Source organism: Nocardiopsis listeri (assembly GCF_020741345.1).
Taxonomy (GTDB): domain Bacteria; phylum Actinomycetota; class Actinomycetes; order Streptosporangiales; family Streptosporangiaceae; genus Nocardiopsis; species Nocardiopsis listeri_A.
Genome location: NZ_DYZD01000429.1, coordinates 1 through 15,944 on the forward strand (window position 1 = coordinate 1; position 15,944 = coordinate 15,944).

Here is a 15,944-nt window from a genome sequence, read left to right on the forward strand (position 1 = left end):
CACCCCGCTCTTCGACAGCCTGGTGGTGTTCGAGAACTACCCCGTGGACCAGGACTCGGCCGCCGAACACGGCCTGGAGATCGTGGGCGTCACCGCCAACGAGGCCACCAACTACCCGCTCACCCTGAGCGCGTACGGTACCGAGCGGATTCGGCTCCTCATCGGCTACGAGCCCGACCACTTCGACCCGGACACGGTCGACCGCCTGCTCACCGACCTGGAGCGCATCCTCACCTCGCTCGTTCAGGACCCGGAGCGGCCGATGGCCGCGCTGGCGGGCGCTGACGCCTCCGACACGGCCGCCTTCACCGACGGCGCCGCCCCGGAACCGGACGACCGTACGGTGGTGGACCTGTTCGAGGAGGGTGCGCACCGCCACCCGGACGCCGTCGCCGTGGTGGGCGAGGGCCGGGAGTGGACCTACGCCGAACTGGACACCGAGGCCGAACACCTGGCGGACCACCTCCGCGCGCACGGTGTCACCCACGAGTCCCGGGTGTTCCTGTCCTTGCCCCGGAGCCCGAGGGTCGTCGTCGCCATGCTGGCCGTGCTCAAGGCGGGCGCCGCCTACGTGCCCCTGCACGACACGGTCCCCGCCGCGCGGGTGGCCGAGCTCGCCGCCGACAGCGGGGTGCGCACGGCCCTGGTCGATCCCGGAATGCTCGACCTCTACACCGGGATCGTCGACGTCACCGTCCACCGCTACGGTCCCGACGGTTTCGCCGCCGTGACCGTCCCGCCGTCGGTGCCCGGGTCGCCCACCGGCCCCGCGGGGCGGGGAGAGTGGTCCGTCCCCGCGCGGCCGGTCTCCCGCTCGTCCGCCTACGTCATGTTCACCTCCGGCTCCACCGGGGTGCCCAAGGGCGTGGTCGTGGACCACCGCAACATCGTGGCCCTGGCGGCGGACAGTAGATGGCCGGGTGCGCACGAGCGGGTGCTCTTCCACTCGCCGCACGCCTTCGACGCCGCCACCTACGAGGTGTGGGTGCCGTTGCTGCACGGAGGCACCGTCGTCGTCGCGCCCGAGGGCGGGGTCACCGCCGAGGCGGTCCGCGCGGCCCGCGCCGACCACGGGGTCCGGTCGGTGTTCCTCACCACGGCCCTGTTCAACCTCTTCGCCCGGCAGGATCCCGGGTGCTTCGCGGGGCTGCGTCAGGTGTGGACCGGGGGCGAGAAGGCCGATCCCACCTCCTTCGCCAGGGTCCTGGAAGTCTGCCCGGAAACCGAGGTCGTCCACGTGTACGGCCCCACCGAGACCACCACGTTCGCCACCTGCGTGCCGATCGGCGCCGAGTGGGCGGGCTCCGGGCACTGCCCGATCGGCCGTCCGATGGACGGCACCCGGACGCACGTCCTGGACACCGCCCTGCGTCCCGTTCCGGTCGGTGCGGTCGGTGAGCTGTACATCGCGGGAGAGGGCGTGGCACGCGGCTATGACGGACGTCCCGGACCGACCTCCGAACGCTTCGTCGCCGACCCCTTCGGCTCGGGCGGTCGCCTCTACCGCACCGGTGACCTGGTGCGCTGGACCACCGGTGGGCAGATCGAGTTCGTGGGGCGCGCCGACGGTCAGATCAAGCTGCGTGGTTTTCGCATCGAGCTCGGCGAGGTCGAGAACGCCCTGACCCGAGTGCCGGGCGTGGCGCAGGCGGTGGCCTCCGTGGTCACCGCACCGTCCGGGGCCAAGGTCCTGGCCGGGTACCTGACCGAGACCGATCCCGGCCGGTTGGACACGGAGGCGGTGAGCGACGCGCTCCGTCACGCCCTACCTGCCTACTCGGTCCCCTCCGTCCTCACCGTCCTGTCCGAACTGCCGCTCAACACCAACGGCAAGGTGGACCGCCGAGCCCTGCCCGCTCCCGAACACACCGAACTCTCCGAAGCGCGCTCCACACCTCCGCTGACCCTCACGGAGGAGATCGTCGCCGAGGTCTGGGCCAACGCCCTCAAGCTCGATCGGGTCGGACGCGAGGACAACTTCTTCGACATCGGCGGTGACTCGGTGCGCAGCATCCAGGTCGTCGGTGAACTCGGGGACATGCTCGACGTCCAGGTCCCCACGAGAACCCTGTTCGACCACCCCACCCTCCAGAGCTACGCCCAGGCCGTCGAGGACCTTCTCATGAGTCAGATGGTCGACTGACCCTGTGGGCACCACCGAAAGCCACCAGCTCCACGGATCTTCGAGGACCACACGATGAACCATGCCAACGACCGGGGACAGCACCCCGGCGACACCGCCGGCCGGGGACCGAACCAGGATCCCCTTCGCGAGGAGATGCTGCGCCGCCTTCGCGAGCGCAGGAAACGGACCGAGGACTTCCCGACGGTGGACCGGTCCGTGCCGGCCCCCCTTTCCTTCGCCCAACAGCGGCTGTGGATCCTGGATCGCATCGAACCCGGTCGGGTCGACTACAACTCGGGTTTCGCCCTGGACCTTGACGGCCCGCTGGACGTCCCCGCGTTGGAACGTTCCCTGACCGCTCTGCGTCACCGGCACGAGTCACTGCGCACGACCTTCCACGAGATCGACGGAGAGGGTCGCCAGGTCGTGGCAGGGCCCTGCGAACTTCCCCTGCACGTGGTCGACGCATCGGGGGGAGAGGAGGCGGCGGCCGAACTCGTCGCCCTCCACTACGCGGAGCCCTTCGACCTGGAGCGGGGGCCGCTGGTCCGCGCCCACCTGTTCCGCGTCCACGACACACGGCACGTCCTTCTCGTCGTCCTCCACCACATCGTCACCGACGGTTGGTCCCTCGGCGTCCTCCAAGGAGAGCTCGACCGCCTCTACACCGAGGTCCTGAGATCGCCCGGGCGGGGAGCGGCCGAATCGGCGGCGACACTGGATCCGCTCCCGTTCCAGTACGTGGACTACGCCGCCTGGCAGCGCGACCGTCTCAGCGGCGAACGCTACGAGGCCTCGCTGGGCCACTGGCGCGACCGTCTGGCCGGCGTCGAACCCCTCAGAATGCCCCTGGACCGCCCCCGGCCCCCGGTGCGCAGCATGCGCGGTGACAGCCATCGCTTCCGGTTGCCCACCGAGACGCTCCACCTCCTGGAACGCGTCGCACGCGACCACAACACCAACCTCTACACGGTGCTGACCACCGCCGCGCGGGTGGCCATGGCGCGCTGGACCGGTGAGGAGGACGTCGTCCTGGGCACCGTCACCGCGGGCCGGGAGAACAGTCGCCTGCACGGTCTCAACGGTTTCTTCGTCAACACCCTCGCCCTGCGCGGACGAGTGGACGAGGAGGCCTCGTTCGGTGAGAACCTGCTCCGCACGCGTGACGGAGTCCTGGCCGACTTCGACCACGCCGAGGTGCCCTTCGAAGCGGTCGTCGACACCGTGCTCGACGACCGTGATCCCTCCGTCCCGCCGCTGGTGCAGGCCGCCGTCGTGTTCCAGAACGCGGACGGCGGGGGCGCGGCGTCACTGGGACCCCTGGACGTTCGGCCCTTCCCCGTCCGTCGAGAACACGCCGTATTCGACCTCACCCTGGAGTTCCGGGTCGAGGAGGACACGCTCGCGGGATCGGCCGAGTTCAACACCGACATCCTCGACGCCGAGTCGGTGGCCCGCTTCGTGGGCGACCTCGTCCGGATCCTGGAGGACGCCGAGGATGATCGCCCCCTGCGCGCAGTGGACCTGGACGGGCCCCGAGCGTGCTCCGGTCCGGTGGGCCCCCGGGCGCGCACGATCGTCGAACTCATGGCCGAGCGGGTGGCGCTGCATCCCGACGCCCTCGCGGTGACAGGGGCCGGGGACACTTGGACCTTCGCCGAACTGGACGATCGCGCCGCCCGGATCGCCGGGTATCTGCGTTCCGAGGGCGTGCGGCGCGGTGACCGGGTCGGGGTCTGCCTCGAACGTGGCACCGACCACGCCCTCCTGCTGCTCGCCGTGGTCTACGCGGGCGCGGTCCACATGCCGCTCGATCCGGACTATCCACCGGCGCGCCTGGCCCACATGATCGAGGACGCCCGCCCCGCCGCCGTGCTGACCACCCCTGGGTTCGCCGAACGGCTCCCGGACGGTGTCCGTGTCCTGCGTCCCTCGTCGGCGTGGGCGGGCGAACCAATGCGTGAGGACCTCAGCGCCGAGGACCCCGCCTACCTCATCTACACCTCCGGCTCCACCGGGCGGCCCAAGGGGGTCCTCGTTCCGCACCGGGGCATCGCGGCACTGGTCGCCACCCAGGGCGAGCGCATGGACGTGACCCCGGGTGACCGGATGCTGCAGTTCGCCTCGCCGAGCTTCGACGCCGCCGTCGCCGAACTCCTGGTGGCCCTGCTCAACGGCGCCGTCTCCGTGCTGCTGCCCCGTGGACGGCTGCTCGGCGAGGGTCTGCCCGAAGCACTGCGGACCCACGGCGTCACGCACGTCACCCTGCCTCCGGCCCTGCTGCCCGCGCTGTCGCCCGAGGACCTCGGCCCGGTCGAGCACCTGCTCGTCGCCGGTGAGGCGTGCCCGCCGGAGCTGGTCGGACCCTTCTCGCGCGGGCGCCGGATGTACAACGCCTACGGACCCACCGAATCCACCGTCTGCGCCACCATGAGCACGCCGTTGTCCGGAGCCGCTCCCCTGCCCCTCGGGGAACCCGTGGCCGGCACCCGTGTCCAGATCCTCGACCGTTGGCTGCGACCGGTGCGCGAGGGCGTACCGGGGGAGCTGTACATCGGTGGTGACGGTCTCGCGCACGGATACCTGAACAGGCCCGGCCTGACCGCCACCCGCTTCGTGGCCGATCCCTCCGGGCCTCCCGGGGCCCGCATGTACCGTTCGGGCGACGTGGTCCGTCGTCGCCACGACGGTTCCCTGGAGTTCCTGGGACGGGTGGACGACCAGGTCAAGGTGCGCGGACACCGCGTCGAGCCGGCTGAGATCGAGGCGTCCTTGACCGCTCTGGAGGGGGTCGGACAGGCGGTCGTGGTCGCGAGTGGCGGGAGCACGGGCACCCGGCTCGTCGCCTACGTCGTCCCCGAGGACGGCACGGACCTCGCCCCCGCCGACCTGTCCGCTCCGGCCGTCGAGGCGCTGCCCGCCCACATGCTGCCCTCCGCGATCGTCGTGCTGGAACGCGTGCCTCTCACCCCCAACGGAAAGATCGACCGTCGGGCCCTCCCCGCCGTGGACTGGGCCGCGCAGGACCTCACCGCCCACACCGAGCCCACCACGGAGGCCGAGCGTCGTCTGGCCGACCTGTGGACCGATCTGCTCGGCCTGGAGAGGGTGGGCGTTCACGACGGTTTCTTCCGGGTCGGTGGTGACTCGGTCACCGCGGTACGCATGATCGCCCGCGCGGCCGACGCCTTCGGCACCCGTCTGCCGGTGCGAGCCGTCTTCGAGCACCCGACCATCGCCGAACTCGCCCCGATGCTGACCGCCGGGACCGCGGAGGACACGCCCGGGTTGGTCCCGGTCGCCCGGGACGCCGCGCTGCCGTTGTCGGCGGCCCAACGCCGACTGTGGTTCCTGGACCGTTACGAGCCGGGTGGCTCCGAGTACAACTCCGGGTTCGCGCTGCGGTTGCGCGGTTCCCTGGACGGCCGGGCGCTCGCGGCGGCCCTGGCCACCCTCGTCCACCGGCACGAGTCCCTGCGCACGACCTTCGAGGAGCACGACGGTCGTCCCGTCCAGGTGGTCCATCCGGCCGACGACCCCGATTCCGCACGAGTGGACCTGACCAGGGTCGACCTCACCGCACGAGACGGACAGACCTCGCTGGACCCCTTCCTGGAGGAGTTCGTCCAACGACCGTTCGACCTCGCCCGGGGTCCGCTGCTGCGCTGGTCGCTGATCACCCTCGGACCCGAGGACCACGTGCTGGCCCTGGGCGTACACCACATCGTCGTGGACGCCTGGTCGCTGTCCGTCCTCACCAAGGAACTCGGCGTCCTCTACGACGCGGCGGTTCGGGAACCCCGCGCCGATGAGGTCGACGACCCCGGCGGCGCGGCCGATGCCGCCCTGGTGGACCCGGCCGACCTGGCCGTACGCGCCGGACTCCCGAACGCCCGTCTCCAGTACGCGGACTTCGCAGCCTGGCAGGACGCCCATATGGAGTCCGAGGCGTTCGGAGCCGAACTGGAGTACTGGCGCACCACGCTGGCCGATGTGGAGCCCCTGGACCTGCCCACGGACCACCCCCGCCCCCTCGTCCGCCGCGGCCATGGAGCGACTCACCGGTTCGAGGTGGGTCCGGGCACGCTCGCAGCGGTTCGCGAGCTGGAGGTCTCCGGCGGCCTGACCCTGTTCATGGTGCTGTCCGCGGCCGTCCAGGTCCTGCTGTCCCGCTACACCGGTCGGGAAGACGTCACCGTCGGCACGGTCGTCTCCGGCCGAGAGCACACCGAACTGGAGGACGTGGTCGGGTTCTTCGTGAACACGATCGCGCTGCGTACCCGGGTGGACGAGTCACTGACCGGATCCGAGTTGCTGGCCGACGTGCGCGAGACCCTGCTCACCGCGTTTCAGCACGGCGGAGTACCCTTCGACGCCGTCGTGGACGCCGTGGAGCCCGAGCGCGACCCCTCCCGGCCCACTCTGGTCCAGGCGGTCGTGGCGCTCCAGAACGCCCCCGCCCAGGAGTGGAACATCGGTGACTTGGAGGCGACCGACCACCCACTGCGGCGACAGCACTCCCTGTTCGACCTCAGCGTGGACTTCCACGAGTCCGAGGGCCGTCTGCTCGGCTCGATCGAGTACGACACCGACCTGTTCGACCCGGCCACCGTGGAACGGATCGCCACCCACCTGTGCGTCCTGTTGGACGGGATCGCCCGGGCTCCAGGGGCCCCGCTGCGCGAGGTGGGCATGTTGCCGTCCGGGGAACGGGCGGACCTGCTCTCCGTCGGACGGGACGCCTCCTCCTCGGAACAGGTGGAACAGACCGGGGACTCCCACGTCCTCGACGCCCTGACCCGTCTGGCGCGCAGGCGGCCCGAGGCGGCGGCCCTCACCGCCGGGTCCACCACCCTCACCTTCCACGAACTGGACGAACGCGTCGACGTCCTGGCCCACCACCTGGCCGGGCTGGGCATCGGCCCCGGCGACAGGGTCGCCACGTTGCTGCCCCGCACCGCCGAGGCCGTGGCCGTCCTCTTCGCCGTGCTCCGCGCAGGTGCGGCCTACGTCCCGGTGGACCCCAAGGCCCCGGCCGCGCGGGCCCGCTCCGTGGTCTCCGGAGCCGGCGTGGCCTACGCGCTCACGGCCCGCGGGGCCGAGGAGGAGGCGCGCGCCCTGGTGGACGGCGCGGTTCCGCTCCTGGTCACCGACGACCTGCCCCGGAGCGACCACCCCGCGCCCTTCACCGACGACCATCGGGTCCGTGCCCTGCACGGCTCCCATCCCGCCTACGTGATGTACACGTCCGGTTCCACCGGTACGCCCAAGGGTGTGGTCGTGAGCCACGCCAACGTGCTCGCCGCCGTCCGCGCCTACCGGACCGCCGTCCTGGACACCGACGACACCACCGGCGGCGCCCTCACCGCGGCCCACCTGGCGGCCTGGACGTTCGACGCCTCATGGGACCCCTTCTTCTGGCTGCTCGACGGACACCACCTGCACGTCGTGGACGAGGACACGCGGGTCGACGCCGAGGCACTGTGCGCCTATCTGGACCGGCACCGCGTGGACTACCTCGACACCACCCCTTCCTACCTGAACCAGCTGGTCGCCGTCGGCCTCCTTGACGGGGGACGCCACCCCATGAGCGTCCTGAGCGTGGGCGCGGAGGCCTTGGACACCGTGCTGTACGAGCGGCTGGCCTCGGCCGGGGTGCGCGCGGTCCACAACTTCTACGGCCCCACCGAGAACACCGTGAACAGCACCGTTTGGCGCGTGCGGGAGGGTGAGCGCCCACGCATCGGGCGTCCGGTCGCCGGAACGCGTGCCCGTGTCCTGGATCCCTGGCTGCGCCCCGTACCGCCCGGGGTGTACGGGGAGCTCTACCTGTCGGGTGACTCCCTGGCCTCGGGATACGACGGGGCGCCGGGGGCCACCGCCGAGCGGTTCGTCGCCGACCCCTTCGGTTCGGGTGGTCGTGCCTACCGGACCGGCGACGTCGTGCGCTGGACCGCCGACCACGAGTTGGAGTTCCTGGGCCGTAATGACGACCAGGTGAAGATCCGGGGGTTTCGGATCGAACTCGGCGAGGTCGAGTCCGTGGTCTCCGCCCTTCCAGGGGTGCAGGCCGCGACCGTCGTCGCACGTGAGGACCGGCCCGGTCTGCGGCGACTGGTCGCCTACGTCGTGCCCGACCCGGAGACGGAGCCGATCGGTGCCGTCGAGGTACGGGAGGGGGCGGCCCGCCACCTGCCCGACTACATGGTCCCGACCGCCGTGGTCGTGCTGGAGGCCCTGCCGCTCAACGCCAACGGCAAGACCGATCGGAACGCGCTCCCGGTGCCCGACGACGGGGCCTTCGTCACGGTCGGCTACCTGCCACCCCGGACCCCCACCGAAGAGCTGCTGGTCCAGGTCTGGGGAGACCTGTTGGGGGTGGAGAAGGTGGGGGCCAACGACAACTTCTTCGAACTGGGCGGCGACTCCATCCTCAGCATCCAGATGGTGTCGCGGGTACGCGCGGTCGGACGCGAGGCCACGTCCAAGGACGTCTTCCTCCACCAGACGCTCGGCGCGCTGGCGGAGGCCCTCGACGAGCGCGAGACGAAGGAGCCCTCCCGAGGTCGGGTCGAGACCACTCCGCTCACCGGTGAGGTGCCCCCGACCCCCGTGCAGCGCTGGTTCCTGGACACCCACCCCCGCCACCCCGAGCACTTCGACATGTCCTTGCACTTCGAACTGGCGCCGGGGACCGACACCACCCTGGTGGTCGACGCGGCCAGGCAGGTCCTGGTCCGACACGACATGCTGCGCCTGCGGGCGGAGCGCGTGGACGGCGCCTGGCGCCAGCATCTGGACGCGGACGCCCACGACCTGGCGGTGCGGACCCTGGACGCCTCGGCCATGACCGAGGAGGAGACCGACCGGGCCGTCCACGCCGAGGCCCTGAGGGAAAGACCCGTCTCCCGGCTGTCGGAAGGCCCGCTGTTCGAGGCCGTGGTCGTGGACACCGGGGAGCGAGACCGGCACAGGATCCTGCTGTCCGCGCACCACCTGGTGGTGGACGGGGTTTCCTGGCGGGTGATCCTGGAGGACCTGGCCACCGCGTACGACCAGCTGGCGACGGGACGTCCGGTGGACCTGGGAGAGCGCACCTCGTCCTTCCCCGAATGGGCGCGACGGCTGGCCGCCCACACGCGCGAGGGCGGGTTCGACACCGACCTCCCCGCATGGCTGGACATGGTGGAGAACGTTCCGGCCCTGCCCCTGGACCACACCGGGGGCGCCAACGACGTCGCCTCTCAGGACGTGGTCACCGTGGCCGTTCCGCCAGAGGACGCCGAGGCCCTCCTGTCCTGGGGGCCCGGCGCCTTCCGAAGCAGGATCGACGACGTCCTGTTGGCGGCGCTGGGTCGGGTCCTGTCCGACTGGACCGGATCCCACCGGATCCTCGTCGAGAAGGAGGGGCACGGTCGCGAGGACCTGTTCGAGGACGTCGACCTGTCCCGAACGGTCGGCTGGTTCACCACCATCCACCCCGCCCTGCTGGACATCCCGGAGGAGGGAGGCTGGGCCGAGACCGTCGCCGCGGTCAAACGCGGCAACCGCGCGGCCCCGGCCGGTATCGGGTTCGGCGCGCTGAGCCACCTGGCGGACGGGCCCGAGACCGAGCCTTTGCGCTCGAAGCCCGAGGTCCCCGTCTCCTTCAACTATCTGGGACGGTTCGGCGACACCGGGGAGGAGGGCCTGGTCCGGCGCACGCTGCCCCTGCCCACATGCGACCACGCCCCGGCCGAGGAACGCACCAACCTGCTCGACGTGACCGGCGCGGTCACGGGGGGTCGGATGGAGTTCTCCTGGACCTACTCCGCCAACCGACACCGGCGTTCGACGGTCGAGCGCCTGGCGGAGGCGTTCATCGACGCCCTGGGCGAACTGCTGCGGGCCGCGCCCCGGCGCCGCACCCGACCCGCAGTGTCCCGCGGCCGTACCCGCACCGAGTGAGGACCGCGCGCCTTCGGCGGTGAACGCGGACACCACGACCACCACGACCGGTAACACCACGAGAGGAAGAACCCCACCATGAGCAACCCGTTCGAGAACGACGACGCCCAGTACCTCGTCCTGATCAACGCCGAGGGCCAGCACTCCCTGTGGCCCTCCTTCGCGGAGATCCCCCAGGGATGGGACATCGCCCTGGAGGCGACCTCCCGAGCAAACGCGCTGGAGTACGTCGAGGAGAACTGGACCGACATGCGCCCGGCCGGCCTCGTGGCCGCCCTGGAGGGCTGACCCGGCCGACCGGAGGGTCGGGGACGTGCAAGAACGGGGGTGACCGCATCGGCGGTCACCCCCGTTCGTCATCGCTCGCGGGGTCGATGTCCCCTCAGGCCGACTCCACCAGCGTGACGGAGTGTTCCCGGGCGTCGGCGTGTTCCAGCAGGGCCAGACCGAAGGCGGTGACCAGGTGACGGACACGGTTGCCCTCACGGGTGGTCGTGATCAGGCCGGCCCGACGCAGAGCTGCCGTGTGCTCGCTGATGGAGGTGGGCGACACGTACAGGTCCTTGGCCAGTTGGCCGGTCGAGGCGGGCACGACCAGCGCGGACAAGACCGCGGTCCGGGTCCGCCCGATGAGTCGCTCCAGGCTCTCCTGTGACCGGTCCCGCTCCAGGAGTGAGTCCAGGGAGTCGCCCGGACCGAGCGCCGGGAACAGGACGACGGTGCGTGGGCCCTCGGTACCGCTCCAGCGCGCCACGCGCGGTTCGGGACCCGCGAACACCGAGGGCATCAGCAGGAGTCCGTCCTCGCTCGCCACGTACTCGCGTTCGAGCCCGTCGTCCACGAACAGCCCGCTGTCCTCCCAACGACACCGGGAGCCCAGCGAACCCAGCGCGACGGCCACGCCGTGCGAGACGATGTGGTCGCCGAGGAGTCGGGCCGCGCGGTGCCCTCGGGCTTCGATCTGTCGCCGGTAGGGCTCGACCGCCGCTTCGGACACCGCCTCCAGGGTGCGCAGCACCCGTCGCAGACCGGTCGGGGAGGTCTCGGTGCGCGCAGTGGCGTTCGGCAGGTCCGACACGACCAGGGCGCGGGCCTCCGCCAACTCACCGTGGGTCAGGCGGGCGTGGGCCAGGTGAGAGCGGGTCAGGCGTACCCACTCCGCCCCGCCCCGAGGAGGCGTGGACCCCAGGAGGGGCACCAGGGCCTGGGCGGCCTCGGCCAACGCCGGAAGTTCGGCCCGGACCCGGACGCGGGCTGTGCCGCGTCCGTCCAGCAGGATTCTCGACATACCGTCACACCTTTCATCCACTCGGCCGTTCATCCGGTACACGTCGGAGCCACGTCATCGGACTCTTCGCAGATAGGCGCGGAGCGCCAAGGGCAGGAGCACCACGTGCGCGACGACCACCGCGAACAGGCTCACCAGCAGCGGCCGCGCCACGGGACCACCGACCATCAGCCCACGCACGGTGTCGACGAAGTAGGTCACCGGGTTGACGCCGACCCACAGCTCCAGCCAGTGGGGCATCGTCTCCGGGTCGGCGAAGATGTTGCTGCCGAAGGTCAGCGGCAGGACGACCGCCATCGCGATCCCCGGGACGGCCTGTGGGCTGGCCGCCACCATCCCCACCAGCACCGACAACCAGCACAGCGTCAACCCGAACACCACGACCAGCACGAACGCGAAGAGGGCGGACAGAGGGTCGGTCTGCACACGAAAGCCCAGTGCGAAGGCCAGGGCCAAGAGCACGGCGACGGCCACCACGTAGCGGATGACGTCGCCCAGGACCGCGCCGACCAGCGGAGCCGAGCGCGCGATGGGCAGGCTGCGGAAGCGGTCGAAGACCCCTTTGGAGATGTCCGTGCTCAAGGCCATGCCCGTACCGATGCTCGCGTACATGGTGATCTGCACCATCAAGCCCGGCACCAGGGTTTGGAGGTACTCCTGCCAGGTGCCGGAGATGGCCCCGCCGAACAGGAACACGAACACCAGCAGGAACAGCACCGGTTGGATGACCGTGTCGATGAGGGTGGCCGGCGTGCGCACCACGTAGCGCAGGTTGCGTTTGGCGAGAGTGAGGCCGTGGGTGAGACCGAGTAACAGGCCGATCCGCTCCGGTCGGGTTCGGACGACGGTGGTCCGGGGCGCGATGGTGGCGGTCATACGGTGCTCTCCTCGGCGTGGGCGTGGGTGCTGCGTCCGGTCAGGGACAGGAAGGCGTCGTCCATGCTGGGCAGTCGTGTTCCCAGCTCGTCGGTGGCGATCGCCTCTTGGTCCAAGCGTCGGACCAGGGCCGCCAACAGGACGGTGTCGTCGGCGGGCGCGGTGATCGTCGTGTTGTCCTCGTGGACTGAGGGCGCGAACCCGAGGAGCTCGGTCAGCAGGCCGACCACGCGCTCGGTGTCGGCCGGGTCGACGGTGCGCACGTGCAGGGTCTGGGAACCGGTCCGACGTTTGAGCTCTTGGGGTTCACCCTCGGCCACCACACGGCCGTGGTCGATCACCGTGACCCGGTCGGCCAGCTCGTCGGCCTCCTCCAGGTACTGGGTGGTGAGCAGGATCGTGGTCCCGTCCTCGGCCAGTTCCCGGACGGTCCGCCACAGCCCGTTGCGGCTGCGGGGGTCCAACCCCGTGGTGGGCTCGTCCAGGTAGAGGACCTGGGGACGGCCCACCAGACTCGCGGCGAGGTCGATACGGCGCCGCATCCCCCCGGAGTAGGTGCGCACCGGCCGGTCCCCGGCGTCGGTGAGGTCGAACCGCTCCACCAGTTCGACGGCACGCGAGCGGTACTCCCGGGTCGACAGACGCAGGAGCTGTCCGATGAGCTCCAGGTTCTCCCGCCCGGTCAGTTCCTCGTCCACCGAGGCGTACTGACCGGTCAGGCCGATGATCCTGCGTACGGCCACCGGGTCGTGCAGGGCGTCGTACCCGGCGATGGTCACGGTTCCCGCGTCCGGTCTGAGCAGCGTCGCCAGGATGCGGACCGTGGTGGTCTTGCCCGCGCCGTTGGGGCCCAGGACACCCAGGATCGACCCGGTGGGGACCTCCAGGTCCACCCCGTCCAGGGCGGTGGTTTCACCGAAGCGCTTGACCAGGCCGGTGGCCCGGATACAGGTGGTCATGGCTTGCCTCCTCGTTCTTGGAGACCACCGTTCCAAGCCGAGCGGACATCGCGCGGACACCGCGCGGACACCGGTGTCCGTGGGCGTGGCGGGAGCGGGAGGCACGGCTCCCGCCACGGCTATTCGCGCACGTTGACGCTCTCCACCGGTGGTGCCCGCAGGGCGAGGCGGACCGGCAGCATGACCGAGAGGACACCCAGCGCGCAGGCCCCGCCCACCACACCGACGTAGACGAGCGGTGAACCCGGCGGGACCGGGGTACCGAGGAACGCCATGCTCAGCACGGTCAGTGGAACGAGTGCCGTCACGGTGCCGATCAGGGTGGCCAGAACGGCCGCCACCGCGGCCTCGCCGCGCATGGCGCGCAGGACCTGGCCGCGGGTGGCTCCGATCAGCATCAGGAGCGCGAACTCGCGTGAGCGGGCCGCGGTGGACATCACCAGGCTGTTCACCACCGCGATCGCGATGTAGGCCAGGATCACGCCCAGCCCGACCAGGTTCACCCAGGCGCTCAGGTCCGCCTCGGCCCTGGCCCCGTCCGCGAACCCCTGCCGGTCCGACGTGTCCAGCGTGGGGTGCTCCGCGGCGAAGTCGGCCAGGGCCACCGACAACTCATCGTCCGAGGTTCCCTCGGCGGCGTTCACCAAGGCGCGGGAGGGAGGACCCGTGTGTCCCTCCAGGACCTCTTGGGGCAGCAGCATTCCCGACAGCCCCAGGCCGCGTTCGTAGGTGGCGACCAGACGCAGGGTTCGTTCCTGTCCGTCGCCCAGCACCACCTCCACCTCATCACCCACGGACGCCCCGAGCAGCGCGGCGCCCGACGTCTCCAGCGCCACCGCTTCGGTGGTGAGGTCGTCCAGGCTCCCCTCCGCGACGCCCGGGTCCAGCGTGTCCGCGACCGACCCGGGGGCGACCCCCAACGCGGTGAAGGTGGCCACGTCGGGGTCGCCGAACACCGAATAGGGCACGAACACCCCTGTCTCGTGCAACGGAGCGACGGTGCCGGTCTCCGGTAGGGCGGCCAGTCCCGTCAGGACATTCGACCCCATCCCTCCCGACCCCTGTTCGACCACCAGGGCGTCGGCCCTCACCCCGGCCTCGGTCTGTTCGGTCACCGCGGCCGAGAGCACCGTCTGCGTGTACACCATGGACAGCGTGACCCCGATGGCGAGGACCAGGGGGGTCAGTACCGTGGAGAGCCGTCCCGGCTCGGCAGCGCTGTTCTCCGCCGCCAGGAAACCACCGGCCCCCATCGCGCGCAGTGGCCGGGTGATCAGGGAGACCAGGGGCACGAGGAGGAACGGTCCGCTGAACGCCACACCGATCACCAGCAGCAGGGTCGCGCTCCCCGTCCCGGCCGCGCCCGCGTCGTTGCGCAGTGCGACGGGGGCCATCGCAGCGCCGGCTCCCAGCACCAGGCACACCAGCCCGGCGGTGATCCGCCAACGGCCGGGCGCGCGCCGAGCGGCGGACGATTCGCGCAGGGCCTCCACGGGGTCGGCCGTGGCCGGCCGCGCGGCGGCGACCATACCGCCGACCAGGGCGGTCAGGACGGTCGAGAGGACGGCGCCGACGGCGGGGAGCGGGCCCAGGACCAGGGGCAGGTCGGCCGGGAGCACGCCGAGGGACACGAACGCTCCGCGCATCGTCTCCGCGATCAGGAATCCGGGCAGACAGCCCAGGACGCCGGCGACCAGGGACAGCAGCAGGACCTCCGAGCCCACCATGCGCAGCACCTGTGTCGGAGTGGCGCCTATGGCCCTCAGGGCGGCGAACTCGCGCTTGCGGGTGTCGATCGACAGAGCGAGCGTGCCGGACACCACGAACAGCGCGATGAGCACCGCCAGCCCACCGAAGGACGTGGCGATGAGCAGCAGCAGCCCCCGTGCCTGGTCGAGATCGGTGAACTCCGCCTGCTGGGTGAGGGCTCCGGTGTAGGCGACCGTTTCGATGTCATCGGCGGCCGCCTCCAGGTCGGCGGCGACCGTGTCGGGGTCGGCTCCCTGCTCCATGAGCACGCCCACCGTGTCGTAGGCCTCGGGGTCGGCGGCCAAGAGCCGGGTCTCCTCGGAGGAAAGGAACAGGGTGCCCTGTCGCCCCCCACCACCGGAGGCGTGGGTGACCAGGCCGCTCACACGGTAGGAACGGGGTTCGGCCTCGTGCACGACCTCCACCGGGTCACCGACGTCCACTCCGAGTTCGGCGGCCAGCGCGGTCTCCAGAGCGACCTCGTCGGTCCGCACGGGCTCCGCGCCCTCCGTGACCTCGAAGGGGCCCAACGGTGCGGTGGCCCAGTCGTGTCCGGTCACCGGGATCGGGTCCATGCCGTCCCGTGGGGAGCGCACGGCCGGCGTCAGGTGGTGGTCGCCGATCGCCGACGCCACCCCGTCCACGTCGCCGAAGGTCTCGACCAGGTCCGAGGGCAGACGCACGGACTCGGTGAGCCGGGGCAGGAAGGCGAGGTCCGTGTCGGGCAGGGCCACCCTCTCCTGGCCCCCGACCACCGCGTCCGCCGCGGCGTAGCGGTGCGGGGACACCGAGGCGCGCAGACCCGACTCGACCAGCACACCGGAGGCGACGAGCAGGGCGGATCCACAGAGAAGGGCGATGAAGGCTCCCACGAAGGAGCCCTTGCGGGCACGCAGGGTCTTCCACGCGATGTCCAGCATCACCGACTCCCCAGGCCGCTCATGCGCGCGGCCACGCTCTCGGGGGTGGGGGAGTCGAGGGAGTCGGCGATGAGACCGTC

General features: G+C 71.2%; 7 protein-coding genes. 3 read left to right on the plus strand and 4 right to left on the minus strand.

Going from position 1 to position 15,944, the window contains the following annotated elements:
* The 3 genes from K8V84_RS23170 to K8V84_RS23180 all read left to right on the plus strand — a co-directional run.
* Positions 1–2,143 (plus strand): amino acid adenylation domain-containing protein (locus K8V84_RS23170; protein ID WP_304078632.1); only part of this gene is annotated, 2,143 nt, incomplete at its 5' end.
* 54 nt (positions 2,144–2,197) lie between these two features.
* Positions 2,198–10,072, plus strand: coding sequence for a non-ribosomal peptide synthetase (locus K8V84_RS23175; protein ID WP_304078633.1), 7,875 nt, complete (start codon positions 2,198–2,200; stop codon positions 10,070–10,072).
* A gap of 78 nt (positions 10,073–10,150) precedes the next feature.
* Positions 10,151–10,360, plus strand: a complete 210-nt coding sequence (locus tag K8V84_RS23180; protein WP_304078634.1) for an MbtH family protein — start codon at positions 10,151–10,153, stop codon at positions 10,358–10,360.
* Positions 10,361–10,454: 94 nt separating this feature from the next.
* On the opposite strand, the gene K8V84_RS23185 is transcribed toward K8V84_RS23180, so the two are convergent.
* The 4 genes from K8V84_RS23185 to K8V84_RS23200 all read right to left on the minus strand — a co-directional run bounded on the left by K8V84_RS23185 (position 10,455) and on the right by K8V84_RS23200 (position 15,864).
* Positions 10,455–11,360, minus strand: coding sequence for a helix-turn-helix transcriptional regulator (locus tag K8V84_RS23185; RefSeq protein WP_304078636.1), 906 nt, complete (start codon positions 11,358–11,360; stop codon positions 10,455–10,457).
* Between the two features lie 54 nt (positions 11,361–11,414).
* Positions 11,415–12,236, minus strand: coding sequence for an ABC transporter permease (locus K8V84_RS23190; RefSeq protein ID WP_304078637.1), 822 nt, complete (start codon positions 12,234–12,236; stop codon positions 11,415–11,417).
* Positions 12,233–13,195: an ATP-binding cassette domain-containing protein gene (locus tag K8V84_RS23195; protein WP_304078638.1), complete on the minus strand. Its 963-nt coding sequence runs from the start codon at positions 13,193–13,195 to the stop codon at positions 12,233–12,235. Before K8V84_RS23195 ends, K8V84_RS23190 begins: the two co-directional genes overlap by 4 nt.
* A gap of 119 nt (positions 13,196–13,314) precedes the next feature.
* The gene (locus tag K8V84_RS23200) at positions 13,315–15,864 is read right to left on the minus strand and encodes an FtsX-like permease family protein (protein WP_304078640.1); all 2,550 of its coding nucleotides are present in this window, start codon (positions 15,862–15,864) and stop codon (positions 13,315–13,317) included.
* Positions 15,865–15,944: the final 80 nt, after the last annotated feature.